Raw genomic sequence first — 15801 nt, 5'->3', positions numbered from 1 at the left:
GACGTCAAGCCAAGCCGAACGAACCTTAATAAGTTAAAGTTATTTTGGAGTTGGGAACACCGACTCCTTTTTTGGTAGGGCAGAGTGGCTAAAAAGTAAACGTTTTACCCATTGGAGCAATATGCTTTTAACATTGTGGAATAATATATTTTGTCGTATAATTTAGAAAACATAATAAATGTGAATGGGGTGAAGAAGATGGCAAGAACACAAGATTTAACAGCACAAGAAGTTATTGATATTTGTGCAACTTATATGAACGAGAAAAATGTCGCTTTTGTGAAAAAAGCATTGGATTATGCGACACATGCCCACCGAAATCAAGTGCGGTTATCTGGTGAAGCTTATATCGTGCATCCCATTCAAGTAGCTGGGATATTAGCACAATTACAATCAGATCCAGCCACAGTTGCGACAGGTTTTTTACATGATGTCGTCGAAGATACTGAATATACATTGGAAGATATTGAACGAGAATTTGGTAGTGCGGTTGCCTTTTTGGTAGACGGGGTTACTAAATTAGGTAAAGTTAAATTCCAAAGTAAAGAAGAAGCACTAGCCGAAAACCACCGTAAAATGTTACTCGCTATGGCGAAAGATATGCGTATTGTCATGGTAAAACTGGCTGACCGTCTGCATAATATGCGTACATTGAAGTTTCAAAAGCCGGAAAAACAAGTGGAGAAATCTCAAGAGGCGATTGATATTTATGCACCATTAGCTGACCGTATTGGTATGAACTTGATTAAATGGGAATTGGAAGATATTGCGTTACGTTATATTAATCAAGCTGAATATTACAGAATCGTTCGTCTAATGGACTCTAAGCGTAATGAACGTGAGAAATATATTCAAGAAGCAATCAATGAAATTAATATTGCGGTTGAAGATATGAGTATCAAGGCAGATGTCTATGGTCGACCAAAACATATTTATTCAATTTATCGTAAAATGGTGGATCAAAACAAAGACTTTGACCATATCTATGATTTGTTAGCGATTCGTGTATTAGTGGATACTATTAAGGATTGTTATAGCGTCTTAGGAATTATCCATACTAAATGGAAGCCGATGCCAGGACGTTTCAAAGATTATATTGCAATGCCGAAAGCGAATATGTATCAATCAATTCATACAACGATTATTGGACCATACGGAAAACCAGTTGAAATTCAAATTCGTACTCATCAAATGCACGAAGTAGCCGAGTACGGGGTAGCAGCACATTGGGCTTATAAAGAGGGTAAAACTGAAAAAGTTCAAGTGGAAGATACAATTGAGCGTCAAATGAAATGGTTTAAAGATCTTGTAGAATTGCAAGATGATGCACAAAATGCAAGTGAATTTATGGACTTTGTAAAAGAAGATATTTTCAAAGACCAAGTGTATATTTTCTCTCCGAAAGGCGATGTATTTGAATTGCCAGCTGGGTCTGGGCCAATTGATTTTGCTTATCATATCCATACGGAAGTGGGTAATAAAATTATTGGGGCTAAAATTAATGGGAATATTGTGCCATTGAATTATACATTGAAAAATGGCGATATTATTGAAATATTAACAAATCCGAATTCGAATGGGCCAAGTCGTGACTGGTTGAAAATGACGCATACGAGTAAAGCTCGAAATCGTATTAAACGCTATTTCAAATTATTGGACCGTGACCGGTATAGCGAGCAAGGACAAAATTTGTTAGATCGTGACTTAAAATTAGTTGGTTCATCAGTTAAAGCATTGACGAAGAAAAATCGTGAAAAAGAATTGTTAGAACGCTTTAATTTCAATACAATTGAAGATTTATATGCAGCTGTCGGCTTAAATGAGATTTCGCCACAAACGATTATTAATTATTTAGGTTTACGACCAGTTGAAGAGGCAAGCGAATCAAAAAATAATTTGCAGACTGTCAAGAAAGAATTACCGGCACATAAAGTAGTGCGAACTGTCCATGAAAGTGGTGTGGTAGTCAATGGTGTTGAAAATCTAATGGTTCGTTTGAGTCGTTGTTGTAATCCAGTGCCTGGTGATGAAATTGTCGGTTACATTACACGTGGACGTGGAGTTTCGATTCACCATAAAAATTGTCCGAATTTATTAAATGAACCAGAATTAATGAATCGTACGATTGATGTGGAATGGGAACAACAAGCTGATTTAACTGCTGATTATGAAACAGAAATCAAAATTACTGGATTTGATCGTTCCGGATTAATCAATGATGTTCTACATGTTGTGAACCATACGGTTAAAAATTTACGCAGTGTAAATGGGAAAGTGGACAGTAATAGTACGGCTACCGTAACGGTAAAAATTGCGATTTCTAATACTACGCAATTGAATGATTTAATGAATAAGTTGCGTAATATTCCAGATGTTTATGAAGTCAATCGAGTTTCAAATAATTAGTTGGACATGGGTGGATTAATAATGCTTAAAGGTGTTATTAATCAGCCCATATCGATTATGTAGGGCATAAGTGTTTATATTACTTGTCAATAGCATGATGTATCAGCTATAGCGTGCAAGTCATTGTGATACTTAATGCCCAAATTTTATAAACAAAAGTGCGAGTGAGGGCGTTTTACCTCGAATCACTGGAGCAGAGGTCGTAGAAGTGTGCAAGCACTTCAAGAGCTATGCGAAGTGGATGTCGAGGTTGCCCGAACGAGCCGGATTACAAAAGTGCGACAAGCGAGGGTGTTTTGACTTGAACCACTGAAGTATTATTTATATAAGAGCTATGCTTTAGTGAACGCCCAGTCAACCTAAGTAAACTAGAAAAGAGTGAGTTAATGAATCAAGCAGGTGTCTATCATCGTCCAGAATCAGAGTTTGCCTATTTATATAAGCAGCAACAAGTTCATCTTAGAATTCGAACGGCAAAAAATGATGTTGAATTAGTACGTGTACATGTAGTCGACCCATATTTATTTAACCAGCCAGCAGCAATTCGAGTGCTAGAGATGCAACGGATTGCACAAGGTGTTTGCCATGACTATTGGCAAGTAAGTTTGACGATGCCACATCAGCGTCTGATGTATTTTTTTGAGCTGATGAAAGACCAAGTAGCGTATTTTTATGGGGAAAAAGGATTTTTCTCATTTGATAACTTTGCTAATCCGTCGGATTATTTCCGTTTACCATATTTGCATGAGATTGACCGTTTTGACGCACCTAAATGGGTGAAAGAAACCATTTGGTATCAAATATTTCCAGAACGCTTTGCTAATGGCGACCCTACTATTAGTCCTAAAGGTAGTCTTGCATGGGAAGATAGTCCAGTGTTATCGAGTAATCAATTTTATGGTGGCGATTTAAGGGGACTGATTCAGCATTTAGATGATTTGAGTGCTTTGGGAATTAATGGGATTTATTTATGTCCGATTTTTGAATCGCCGAGCAATCATAAATACGATACGATTAATTATTATGAAATTGATTCTCATTTTGGTACAAAAGAAGTATTTGCTGAATTGGTACAAGCTGCACATCAAAGAGGCATTCGCATTATGTTGGATGCTGTATTTAATCATATAGGAATACGTTCACCACAGTGGCAAGATGTGCTATTACATGGAACAGAATCTCGTTATTATAATTGGTTTCATATTCAACACTGGCCAATGGACGAAGTGTTTAATGTCGATAATCCAGCGTATCATACTTTTGCATTTGTTGAAAAAATGCCGAAATTAAATACGGCGAATCCTGAGGTAGCTGATTATTTAATCGACATAGCAAAATATTGGATTGAAACATTTGATATTGACGGCTGGCGATTAGATGTGGCGAATGAAATTGACCATGCTTTTTGGAAGAGATTTAGGCGAGAAGTTTTAGCCGTTAAATCTGACGTGTTTATTTTAGGAGAAATTTGGCACAATTCACAAAGTTGGTTGAATGGTGATGAACTCGATAGTGTGATGAATTATGCCTATACGGATTACATCAAAGAATATTTTATCGACCAGACACTTTCGACTGCTGCGTTCGTTGAGCGATTAGCTGATTATGAAATGTTGTATCGCCGACAAACCGTTGAAGTGATGTTTAATTTGTTAGACTCGCATGATACGCAACGAGTGATGACAGCAGCTAATGGTAATGTCGCTGCCGTCCAATCGGCATTTGCTTTTCTATTTTTAATGACCGGTTCACCATGTATCTACTATGGTACAGAAATCGGAATGGAGGGGGCACATGACCCTGACTGTCGACGAGTGATGTTGTGGGATAAAGTTGCACAAAAAGGTGAGTTGTATCAGTGGTTTGTCGCTTTGATTCAGTTGAGAAAACAATATCAACCTACCATTACCTATCAAGTATCACGTATCGAATGGGATAATACACGATTGGTAGTAAGTTTTGATGATGTAGATGAAGAAAATCATCAATTGATAGCGATTTGGAATCGAACGGATAATCGAGCGATTGAAGTGCCTAATATAGAGCAAATACTCTTACATCATCAAGTGGGGCAAGGAAATAATGTCCTACCACAAGGTTGTTTAATTTATTTAGCAAGAAAGGATTAAATGTATGCCAATAGGAGTTTTGATTAATTCCCTGTCCATTATTGCAGGTGGTTTATTTGGTGGCTTGTTCGGCAACTATTTAAGTGAGCGTATGAAACAACAATTAGTAATTGTGTTTGGTATTTGTTCATTTGCAATGGCGATTCCGTCCATTATTTTAATGGAAAATTTGTCTGCCGTTGTTTTTGCTATTATTTTTGGTACGATTTTAGGTGTTGCACTTAATTTAGAAGAGTTAATGGTTAAAATGGGGCAATGGCTTAATCGAATGATTCAAAAAGTGCTGCCGATACAACATAATGGGTTAAAAGGGAAAACCTTTGATAATGAATTGTTAACGATTTTAGTTTTATTTTGTGCGAGTGGAACGGGATTATACGGCACATTAATTTCAGGGATTGAGGGTGACCATAGTTTATTGATTACCAAATCGATTTTAGATTTTTTTACTGCGGCTATTTTCGCCTGTAATTTAGGACTTGTTGTCAGTATGATTGCAATACCACAAACCATTATTTTTCTATCCATTTTTATGCTATCGCATTGGATTGCACCATTGATGAATCCGATAATGGTTAATGATTTTAAATCCTGTGGGGGTATTTTAATTTTAGCAGTTGCTTTTCGAATGTTAGATTTAAAACGAACGCCAACAGCAGAGATGATACCGGCAATGGTGTTAGTCATACCAATTAGTTGGCTGTGGCAACACTTTGTTTTACCGTTATTTTAATGAATAGTGAGAGCGAGGATGCTCTGACTTAAACTTATGACATGGGCATTGTTTTATTACATTTGAGTCAAATAGGAGGACTATAATGAATTACAAATTTTTAATATTGGATATTGATGATACATTGCTGAATAGTCAGCGTCAAATCACCCCTAAGACACGTGAACGTTTAATGCAATTGCAAGAAGACGGTTATTATTTAGTCTTAGCGAGTGGACGTCCGACTAAGTCGATGATTGAAACAGCGAAAGAGTTAAAATTAGACCAGTATCATTCGTATATTATCTCCTTTAATGGAGCAGTCATTACGAAAATGGACGATGAAAGTGAGTTATATAGTAAACGTTTAGAATTAGAAGAGCAACGTGAAATTATTGACTATATTCAAGCACAATCCTTATCAGTGATTTCTTATACAGATGATGAAATTATTATTGATTATGAGAATGATTACTCACATATTGAAGCGGAATTAACAGGTATTCCGTATCATTATAGTCCGGAATATATATCTTCAATTGAAACACCACAACTTAAATTAATTGGAGTGGGCAATCCAACAATCGTTGAAGAAGTGAATACAGCATTAGACGGTCAATTTGGTCAGTCTACTTATGCGACAACTTCCAAACCATATTTTATTGAATTTATGCACCGTGAAGTATCAAAAGGAGATGCGATAAAGAAATTAGTATCGCATTTAGGTTATACGGTCGAGCAAGTAGTAGCGTGTGGTGACGGCAATAATGATGCGTCAATGATTGAAGTTGCCGGTGTCGGAGTGGCAATGGCAAATGCAACGGACTATTTAAAATCATTAGCAGATGAAATAACCAAGTCGAATGATGATGACGGATTAGTTGATGTGATGAATCAATATTTTAATGGAAAAAGTGAAGATTGATAATTGTATTCGCATCGACTAAAAAACGAATTAATTTATAATAAGGAGCAGTGAGGTATATATGAATGATAAGTTGAAATTAATTTTTGCAATGACAGTTGTCGGTAGTATTGGTGTTTTTGTACATTATATTCAATTGCCGTCTGCTTTTATTGCACTATGTCGTGCTGTTATTGGGTCGATTTTCATTTTTGCTTGGATAAAAGTAACAGGACGCTCATTTGACTGGAAAAGCATTAAGAAAAATGGATTAGGGTTATTGATTTCGGGTTTTGCAATGGGGTTTAATTGGATTTTTCTCTTTGAGGCCTATCAATATACGACTATTGCGATTGCTACTTTATGTTATTATATGGCACCAATTATTATTATCTTATTGTCGCCATTATTTTTTAAAGAGCGTTTAACAAAGCGTCAAATTGGGTTAACGCTATTTGCAGTCATTGGGGCAGTGCTTATTTCTGGGGTGCTAACTGGTCATCAGGAAACTCAATTGCAAGGAGTTCTATATGGTTTAATTGCAGCTAGTTTGTATGCGAGTATTATGATTGTTAATAAACTGATTAAAGGATTAGATGTCATGGTGAAAACCTTTTGGCAATTACTGATTGCTGCTATTGTTATGAGCGTATATGTTGCCAATACGATTCCTATGGGAGAATGGTTGATTTCACCTACACAGTGGGTATTATTATTCATTATTGGTAGTTTGCATACTGGGTTTGTTTATGTACTGTTATTTTCAGCTTTTGACCGTCTACCGTCACAGACTGCATCATTATTAACGTATCTTGACCCAATTACAGCCATTTTATTTTCTCTATTGTTTTTACAACAAGGTATGACTGTTATGCAATTAATCGGTACGATGATGATTTTGTGTGCAACGATATTAAATGAATGGCAACCAAAACGAAATGCTTAATTTAGATTGTTTGGTGAATATACATCAGTGCTTTTGATGCAGTGATAGAAAGTCTGATTTTATCAGAAATGACATATGGGCTAGGCAAAAAGTCCACAAATTTTAATAAATAAAATTAGAGATGCTGATTTAATAACATCTTTGTTCTTCAATTTGTTAGAATTTTTACTTTTTGCCTACCTCATATGTCTTATTTTTTATCAAAATTTTATGATACCTAGTTATTGGACGCTTACTGATAAGATAAATTAATTTATATAAATTTCTCTCTGAAAATTTTTGGTGTGCAATTATAATGTTTTTTAAAAAGTTTAGTGAAATAGCTCGGCGATGTAAAGTGTAGTGTAGAACTTATTTCTTGAATCGGCAAATTTGTATAGCGAAGTAAATTTTTCGAATATTCTAATCTAGCATTGCGAATATACTGGGTAATATCAATATTGAATTCTGTTTTAAATTTTCTAGAAAGATAATAAGGCGAATAATTCACTAATTGTGATAATTTATCAATTGATAATGGTGTATCTAAGTGGCTGTCAATGTATTCTTTCACTAATAATAGATGCTTATTAGAAAGTGGATATTCCTTAATTTGATGGACACGATTTACAAAATCTTCCATCATAATATTGTTAATATTTGTCAGGTCTGAAATTGTATGACAATTTTCAGTAGAACGAAAATAGTAATCACTTAATGGGTATGCAATGGACGGATGAAGTCCTCCTTTAATAGCAGCTCTAGATACAAGTACAATACTTGCCAATGTCATATTTTTTGCTTGCCTCAATGAATCATTTTCACTAAGTTTACCAACATTAATATTTAATGATAAGTCATTAAGTTTCTTTTTGAAATTTGTATTTCCTTCTTCAACTAAGGACATAATTTGAGATTCAACTATCCAAGCACTGTGCTCAGCGGATACATTTATTTTGCTCTGTGTAATATCTTCTATTGAATTATTATGAGAGAAAATATCGTGTAAAGATATTTTTTCTTGAGTTAATGTATAGTGAAGCATCAATCCTATTTGAAGTAAATTGAGAATGGGAGTAATTGGAACTGATTTGATATATTTTTCTAATTCCATTCTTTCTTTAAAAGGAAGAGACATTTTTTGAGCATAGGATGAAATAATATTTGAACTAGAATCCGTTAAAAAGATAGGACCTAAGAAATAAATATATTTAAGCTTTTCTTCAAGTTTTATGTCTACAAACCATGTTAAATTTATACTATTTGATAAAATAAAAGGTTTATCAGTTATTTTAGCTTTATTAATTGCTGCAGTTACCAATTCATCTTCATTTAAAATTATATTTAATAATGAAGAGTTATCTGTTGACGGAGTACCGTTCATATCGTAACTGGTAATCTCTAAGTGATGTGAAAATAATATCATTGATTTAAAAAAATTAAATTTATCCATATATAATACCTCTAAAAAAATACTACATAAATTGTTTTTAAAATTCAAGATTCAGACAGAATAATGTCATTAAATCATCTTGATGTGTTGATGTTACGAATAACATATTTTTGAAATTTACTGTAAAAATTATTAACAGTCAAATTGACTAATTTTTTATATTAAAAACTAATATGTTATAACTGCTAAATTATCTTTATTGTATAATACGGACATAAATAAGAAAAGGTTTTCATTGGAGGGTTTTATGAAATTTTATATTGGAGCAGCTACAGCAGCTCATCAGGTTGAAGGGAATAATGTAAATAGTGATTTTTGGGTAATGGAAAATTTAGAATATTCTAGTTTTACTGAACCATCATTAGATGCATGTGATCATTATAATCGGTATCAGGAAGATATTGATTTAATGAAAGAGGCGGGATTAAATGCCTACCGATTTTCTATTGAGTGGGCTAGAATTGAGCCTCAAAAAGGCACATTTGACAGCAATGAACTCGAACATTATCGCAATGTAATCTTATATTGTAAGAAACAAGGAATAGAGCCTATTGTTACATTACATCATTTTTCAAGTCCTGCTTGGTTAATTGGTGAAGGTGGATGGGAAAACATTCAAACAGCTACTTATTTTGCAAATTATGCCAAGTATATCGCTCAAGAGTTAGGATCTGAACTAAATTATATTTGTACTATCAATGAAGCGAATATGGGGGTTCAGATAGCTGAAGTTGCAAAAATGTTTATGAGACAAATGGGAATCGATCCACAAGTCGGTTTAAATTTTGGTTTACCAGAGCATCTACAAAAAGAACAGGATGAAGCAAGAAAAATATTAGGATTTCCTGAAGGAGAAATGGCAAATACATTTTTATCAATGAGAACTAAAAGTGGTAATGATGTAATCAGATTAGCACATATACAAGCTCGTGAAAAAATTAAAGAAATAAATTCTAAATTGCAAGTAGGTCTAACGCTCAGTTTATATGATATTCAATTAGCTGATGATTCACCGGAAGCAATTACAGAAGCTGAAGAAAAATGGAAAAATGATTTTTTAGATTTTCAGCCAGCATTCGAAAAAGATGATTTTCTCGGAGTTCAAAACTATACAAGAGTAATCATTGGGAAAAATGGCGTACAAGCGGCTCCTGAAGATAGCATTTTAACTCAAATGGGCTATGAATTTTATCCGCAAGGAATTGCAAATGTTGTCCGAAAAGTTGCAAAAGATTTTAAAGGTAAGATATTTGTGACGGAAAATGGTGTTGCTACAGAAGATGATAATTTAAAAAATGAATTTATTCACGAAGCTTTAAAAGGATTAAAAAAATGTTATCAAGATGGAATTCCTTTAATGGGATATTTGTATTGGAGTTTGCTAGATAATTTTGAATGGCAAAAAGGTTTTGGTATGAAATTTGGACTGATAGGTGTGGATAGAGAAAATAAAGCGAGACAGATTAAGCCTAGTTTACATTTTCTTGGAAATACAGGTAAGCAAATATTCGAATCGTTAATTTGAAAAATAACATACCGTAAAAAATTACAGATGCATAAATGAATATTTGCAAACAAAAATAATAATGATAGTAAAGGGCATAAGATTCCCTTTAACTATATATATATTACGAGGAGGTATATTTATGCAACACTATACATTAGATACACCATTGTATGAGCTTTTAGAAAAACCAGAGGTTTTAGATTTTTTTAATCAGTTTGCACCAGGAATTATTGATGGACCGAATTATCAATATATAAGTACTGTTCCTATTTCAATATTAATCAGTAATGCACCGGAGTTTGAAGATATTCTTAATGCATGTTTACAATTAGCTAATGGTGAGGAAGTCACAGTAACTATTCGTGATCGACGTTTTATTAAACCTGAGATTAATACAAGTGAGCCGTTTATTTATGATATTGACGATGTAGATGGAAAATTTTATATGCTTGAAAAAGGATTTGCTGGGGCTTTGATTGTGAGATTCACTAAAGAAATGGATCTCTCAATCTCTGGTAATGTGTATTATAATGGAACCCGCATACCAAATACATTATTAACAAGTATAGAAGATGCAGGTGGAGTACAGATGTTAGGTATTCCATTGAGAGATATTTGCCTAGAATATAATATGGATTATGAGTTACTGGTTGACGGATATATTGATATTGATGGCAATGAAATGGAACCACAAAAAATAATTGTTCATACTAAGGATAAGCCAAAAATTAATTTAGAGTATGAAGAGAATGACAATGTTGCTTTACAAGCTGCTAGAGAAGGTATTGTTTTATTAAAAAATACGAATAATGTTTTACCTATTCCTAAGAATAGCAGTTTAAATGTAATAAATGAGAATCAATTTCGTTTAGCAGCTGTGGGAGCAGGAAAAATTAATCCAAGATATCAAATTAATCTTAGACGTGCAATTGATGAGTTTTCTAATTTTACGCGTTCTTCTGATGCTGCTATTGGTTTGATAGTTATTAGCCGAGCATCTGGTGAAAATTTTGACAATGAAGCCAAAGCAGGCGAGTATTATTTGACGAATGAGGAAGAAGAACAACTAAAAGCATTGCGAAGAACAAGTGATTCACTAATTGTCATAATTAACTCAGGTTATCCGATAGATGTTTCTTGGATAGAAACTTATCAGGTAGATGCAGTATTATGGTGTGGTTTTCCTGGTATGCTTGGAGGAAGAGCTCTTGTTGAAATATTAGACGGACGTATTTCTCCTTCGGCTAAACTTCCTGATACTTGGGCATTAGACTATTATGACTATCCGTCAAGTTCAAATTTTTATCAACCAGCTAATGGAGAATCCAAGGCTAAAGCCGATTCACCTTACTTTATTGATACATATTATGAAGAAGATATTTATGTTGGTTATCGCTATTTTGAAACATTTAACAAAGAAGTTGCTTTTCCTTTTGGTTTTGGTCTTTCATATACAGATTTTAGTTGGGAATCCAGTTTAGAAAATAATCAACTAGTAGTTAATGTTAAAAATATTGGAAATTACTCTGGTATGGATATTATTCAAGTATATGCGACGATACCAGAAGGTAAAATGGAACAACCGAAAAAACGATTAATAGCCTTTAAAAAGACAGATATTTTAGATATTGGAGAAAGTCAAGAGTTAGTATTTGAAATAAATGAGGAATATTTAACTTCTTTTGATACAACATCTGCAAATTGGATTTTAGAATCAGGTGACTATCTAATTTCTGTGGGTAAAAATGTACAAGAAACAACTCAGGTAGGCACTATTAAGATTCAGGATGAAGTACTTTATCGGAAATCTCAGCATTATATGATTTCACCTGTAGAAATAGATGTGCTGACGAAAAGTAATAATCAATTTCCATTAGGAAAAAAATCTGGAATGAAGAAACATTACAAAAAATTACAACCATATTCAGCTCGAAAAAGTTTTACATTAGAGGAAAATTATTTTACAAAATTGGTTGAAGATTATTCTATTGAAGAATTGGCTCGACTTAGTGTATGTGCATCAGCAGGTTGGGGTATGCATGAGACTGGTGAAGCGGGTCGAATTTATTCGTTAGAAAATAGAAACTTACCACGTTTTGCTGTTTCAGACGGAAATAATGGTGTGAATGTACACGAACCTAATATTGGTATGCCTTGCAGTAATACAGTTTGCTCTAGTTGGAATATAAACTTGTCTTATCAGGTTGGTGAAGTGATTGCAAAAGAAGCTAAAGAACAAAATATTCAAATGATTTTAGCCCCAGCCATGAATATACATCGAGATCCATTAAATGGTCGACATCCTGAGTATTATAGCGAAGATCCTTTATTGGCAGGATATATGGCTGGATACCACGCTAAGGGACTAGAAGAAAATGGTATTTCAGGTTGTTATAAGCATGTTATTGCGAATAATTGTGAATCATCACGAAAGAGAAATCATAGTTTTATTAGCGAACGAGCACTTAGAGAAATCTACTTAAAAGTATTTGAAATTGCTATGACGATTCATAAGCCAGATTCAATAATGACAGCTTATAATGCATGTAATGGTGTATTTACAGCAGAGGACTCAGAATTGTTGCAAGGAATATTTAGAGAAGAGTTTGGATTTGAAGGTTTTGTAATGACGGATTGGAATTCATATGATTCGATTGATATTATCAAAGCTGTTAGTGCTGGAAATACTTGGATAACACCTGGTTCTGCAGATGATACATATACAAAGCCAATCATTGAGGCTGTTAAACAAGGGGAAATTGATTTATTGAGACTCAAAGATAATGTTGGGCGACTTTTATCTGTTGTTAATTCTAGATGTGGAGGACATCAAAATGTTTAAAAAGAAAATTAATTCAAAACAGAAAAAAAATAATATTGGTGCTGTAAAAGTTTTAGGTTGGTCTAGTAGAGCTATTTCAGTTGCTGCAAACACAATTATCATAGGATATTTGATGATATTTTGCACAGACACTTTAAAAATGCCAGCAGCATTAGTCGGTTCTTTAATGATGGCGAGTAAAATATTTGATGGAATTACTGATTTTTTTGCTTCATTTATGGTAGATAATACAAAAACTAGATGGGGGAAAGGGCGACCGTATGAATGGTGTATTGTTGGAGTATGGCTATGTACGATTGCACTATTTTATACACCAGTTAGTTGGAGTTTGTATATAAAGGCAATTTGGGTTTTTGTAATGTACACTATGGTTTTTTCGATATTTACAACTTTACTTTTAGCTAGTCAAACGCCTTATATGATTAGAGCGTTTGATAATGATAATGAAAAAATTGCCAAGGTAGGAATCTATGCTGGTTTATTAACAATGGTAGGAGGAATGATTGTCTCTGTTTCATTTCCAATTATGATGGCAAAATTAGCTATTAATCCTGAAGGATGGCAATCATTAATTTTGATTTATGCCTTACCACTATTATTGATTGGATTAGGTAGATTCTTCTTAGTCAGTGAAAATTCAATTATTGATGAAACAAGTGGTCAAGACAAAATTTCATTTAAAGATATTCTGATAATGTTGAAACGTAATAAATATACTTGGGCGACAGCAGGCATGACGGGATTTTATAATGTTGTTATTGGTATGAATGCTGCTACATATTATTTTTCATATATAGTAGGGGATATTGGTTTATATAGTACGATTCAATTTATTGGAATCTTAGTCTTACCGATTACATTACTATTTCCGTATTTAATGAAAAAGTACACTGTTTCACAGATGATAGCAGGTGGAGCACTAATTAGTGCTGTAGGTTATTTGATTTATTTCTTTGCAGGCGGAAATATGGCACTTTTACTCATCGGTGCGTTTGTTTCTGGTGTAGGACAATTTCCGTTTGTATATTTACAAGCAAATTTATCTGTTCAAATGGCTGACTATAATGAATATATTGGATTGTCACGATTAGATAGTTCTGTTGGATTACTCGGAGGGGCATTTGCAAAAATTGGTGGAGGAATAGGGACGGCTTTACTTGGTGTTTTATTAGGTATGGCGGGTTATGAAGGTTCGGTTGCAGTTCAAACAGAGGGTACACTCTTAATGATTAAAATATTATATAGTATTATTCCAATGATAGGTATGGTATTAATGGCATTGAGTGTTTCACAATTTTCAAGTTTAGATAAGCAACAGGAAACTATTGAACAAGCATTGAGAGAAAAACGTGCCATGTAATAGTTTACTTGATTTGAGAAAGTAGATTATGTTTGGGTTATTTATAGGGTTGTTTTGGAAAGAGTCCAACAACCCTATTCTTTTTTTGCTTTTAATGAGTGTAAAATTATTAATAAAGTCAAACAAAATTCAATGTAAAGCATTTTCATTTTGCAGAAAGTTAAGTATAATAAAGCTAACAATCTTGGATAATGGAGGGCGTAGAAATAATGAGTTTAAAACGAAAATTAATAATTGGAATAATCATCGGTTTAGTGGCATTGTTGTCAATGGCTTTTGCCCTTAAACAAATCTTCTTCCCAAATGCATTTATGAATAATCAATCCGAAATAGGCATGATGAATGCTGACGGGACAATGGACGACGGAGAAATTAAATATACGACCTTTGATGTCTACCAACAAGACCCAGTAACAGTTGATGCAAGTGTTAAATTGCAGACAGATTCAGCGTATTTTTATGATGCTCAAAATGGAAAAATTGATACAGTTCTTGTAAAAGACGGTCAAAAAGTGAAGAAAGGGGCAGTGTTATTTACCTATGTATCGACAGATAAAGACACGCAATATGCCCTAGAAGATTTATTGAGAGAGCAAACTAAATTATATAATCAACGAGTAGAGTTAATTAGTCAATTAGAAGAAGCAACAGGCAATTTATATAATTATAAAGGCGACCAAATTGCTTATTATTGGGGCGATAATGGTAAACAAAATTATTATATCGTAGAGGCGATTGGTAATGCACCAGCGACTACTTCATCTAATAATGCAAATCAAGACAGTGCAAGTGATTCAATGAGTGAAATGGATATGGGTGACGGCGAGGGGATTAAAGCACAAATCCGTCAAGTGAATCAACAAATTGAAGAGCTTGAAATAAAACTCGTTCGTCAAAAAGAAAAACAAAACAATCGAGTGGTTGCCAATACTGACGGTGTAGTTTTATTAAATGAACAAGGAAAAGATAGTAATTCTGTTCCATTAGTACGGATTGTATCTGAAGATATATCAGTAGTGGGGAGCGTCAATGAGTATGATTTCTACGCATTAGCTGATGAGCGACCTGTAACAATTTTTGTCCCAGCAGAAAATCGCACGATACAAGGGAAGATTATTAACTATGATAAAATTCCTGCCTATAGCGGTGCTGCTAATAGTAGTTCAGACAATCAACAAAATACGAATTTCGGCTCTGGTGGTAATAGCAGTAATAATTCGGCACACTTCGGTTTTGTGGTCAAACCGTCTGAATATATTCAACCTGGATTTACTGCGAAAGTGAATATTTCGCTACCAGGATTTGTGATTCCAAATGATGCTGTCGTTGAAGAAAATAATCATTTTTATGTCTTTGTATATCGTGACGGTCGTGTGAAGAAAACAGCGATTGATTTAATTCAACAAGGATTACAAAAAGTTGTATTAAAAGGATTAAATGCCGGCGACCGCTTAGTGATGTTCCCAGATGATTTACAGGATGGACAAGAAATTAAAATTCTTGAAACACAGCCATTTGATGAAACAGAACAACCAGCCTTAAATAAAGGGTAGGGTGATGTTG

General features: G+C 33.9%; 10 protein-coding genes. 9 read left to right on the top strand and 1 reads right to left on the bottom strand.

All coding sequences use genetic code 11. The features are described from left to right. Positions 1-198: 198 nt before the first annotated feature. The 5 genes from JDW14_06540 to JDW14_06520 all read left to right on the top strand — a co-directional run bounded on the left by JDW14_06540 (position 199) and on the right by JDW14_06520 (position 7097). The gene (locus JDW14_06540; protein ID QQD64987.1) at positions 199-2406 is read left to right on the top strand and encodes a bifunctional (p)ppGpp synthetase/guanosine-3',5'-bis(diphosphate) 3'-pyrophosphohydrolase; all 2208 of its coding nucleotides are present in this window, start codon (positions 199-201) and stop codon (positions 2404-2406) included. Between the two features lie 386 nt (positions 2407-2792). Then, the gene (locus JDW14_06535) at positions 2793-4535 is read left to right on the top strand and encodes an alpha-glycosidase (protein ID QQD64986.1); all 1743 of its coding nucleotides are present in this window, start codon (positions 2793-2795) and stop codon (positions 4533-4535) included. A 4-nt stretch (positions 4536-4539) separates the two neighbouring features. Beyond that, the gene (locus JDW14_06530; protein QQD64985.1) at positions 4540-5268 is read left to right on the top strand and encodes a DUF554 domain-containing protein; all 729 of its coding nucleotides are present in this window, start codon (positions 4540-4542) and stop codon (positions 5266-5268) included. A gap of 85 nt (positions 5269-5353) precedes the next feature. After that, on the top strand, positions 5354-6172 hold the full coding sequence (locus JDW14_06525) for an HAD family phosphatase (protein ID QQD64984.1): 819 nt from the start codon (positions 5354-5356) through the stop codon (positions 6170-6172). 61 nt (positions 6173-6233) lie between these two features. Next, complete coding sequence (locus JDW14_06520) at positions 6234-7097, top strand: EamA family transporter (GenBank protein QQD64983.1); 864 nt, start codon at positions 6234-6236, stop codon at positions 7095-7097. A gap of 253 nt (positions 7098-7350) precedes the next feature. Here the strand turns inward: JDW14_06520 and JDW14_06515 are convergent, their stop codons facing one another. Beyond that, positions 7351-8529 carry a helix-turn-helix transcriptional regulator gene (locus JDW14_06515; GenBank protein ID QQD64982.1) on the bottom strand — a complete coding sequence of 393 codons (1179 nt, stop codon included), beginning with the start codon at positions 8527-8529 and terminating at the stop codon, positions 7351-7353. Positions 8530-8776: 247 nt separating this feature from the next. Between JDW14_06515 and JDW14_06510 the strand changes: the two genes are divergently transcribed. The 4 genes from JDW14_06510 (at position 8777) to JDW14_06495 (ending at position 15791) form a co-directional block, all read left to right on the top strand. Beyond that, positions 8777-10054, top strand: coding sequence for a glycoside hydrolase family 1 protein (locus JDW14_06510; protein ID QQD64981.1), 1278 nt, complete (start codon positions 8777-8779; stop codon positions 10052-10054). A gap of 121 nt (positions 10055-10175) precedes the next feature. Beyond that, the gene (locus JDW14_06505) at positions 10176-12878 is read left to right on the top strand and encodes a glycoside hydrolase family 3 protein (GenBank protein ID QQD64980.1); all 2703 of its coding nucleotides are present in this window, start codon (positions 10176-10178) and stop codon (positions 12876-12878) included. After that, positions 12871-14238: an MFS transporter gene (locus JDW14_06500; protein ID QQD64979.1), complete on the top strand. Its 1368-nt coding sequence runs from the start codon at positions 12871-12873 to the stop codon at positions 14236-14238. Before JDW14_06505 ends, JDW14_06500 begins: the two co-directional genes overlap by 8 nt. A gap of 209 nt (positions 14239-14447) precedes the next feature. Further along, the gene (locus tag JDW14_06495) at positions 14448-15791 is read left to right on the top strand and encodes a biotin/lipoyl-binding protein (GenBank protein ID QQD64978.1); all 1344 of its coding nucleotides are present in this window, start codon (positions 14448-14450) and stop codon (positions 15789-15791) included. Positions 15792-15801 lie beyond the last annotated feature (10 nt).

This window comes from Aerococcaceae bacterium zg-252 (genome assembly GCA_016237705.1).
Lineage (GTDB): Bacteria > Bacillota > Bacilli > Lactobacillales > Aerococcaceae > Globicatella > Globicatella yangjingiae.
Note: the sequence above shows the minus strand (reverse complement) of the source record. Positions and strands in the feature narration are given on the sequence as shown.

Bases quoted from the DNA above. Each gene is read 5' to 3' on its own strand.
- JDW14_06495 (QQD64978.1), top strand. From the start codon at position 14,448: ATGAGTTTAAAACGAAAATTAATAATTGGAATAATCATCGGTTTAGTG.
- JDW14_06515 (QQD64982.1), bottom strand. From the start codon at position 8,529: ATGGATAAATTTAATTTTTTTAAATCAATGATATTATTTTCACATCAC.
- JDW14_06540 (QQD64987.1), top strand. From the start codon at position 199: ATGGCAAGAACACAAGATTTAACAGCACAAGAAGTTATTGATATTTGT.
- JDW14_06525 (QQD64984.1), top strand. From the start codon at position 5,354: ATGAATTACAAATTTTTAATATTGGATATTGATGATACATTGCTGAAT.
- JDW14_06510 (QQD64981.1), top strand. From the start codon at position 8,777: ATGAAATTTTATATTGGAGCAGCTACAGCAGCTCATCAGGTTGAAGGG.
- JDW14_06505 (QQD64980.1), top strand. From the start codon at position 10,176: ATGCAACACTATACATTAGATACACCATTGTATGAGCTTTTAGAAAAA.
- JDW14_06530 (QQD64985.1), top strand. From the start codon at position 4,540: ATGCCAATAGGAGTTTTGATTAATTCCCTGTCCATTATTGCAGGTGGT.
- JDW14_06535 (QQD64986.1), top strand. From the start codon at position 2,793: ATGAATCAAGCAGGTGTCTATCATCGTCCAGAATCAGAGTTTGCCTAT.
- JDW14_06520 (QQD64983.1), top strand. From the start codon at position 6,234: ATGAATGATAAGTTGAAATTAATTTTTGCAATGACAGTTGTCGGTAGT.
- JDW14_06500 (QQD64979.1), top strand. From the start codon at position 12,871: ATGTTTAAAAAGAAAATTAATTCAAAACAGAAAAAAAATAATATTGGT.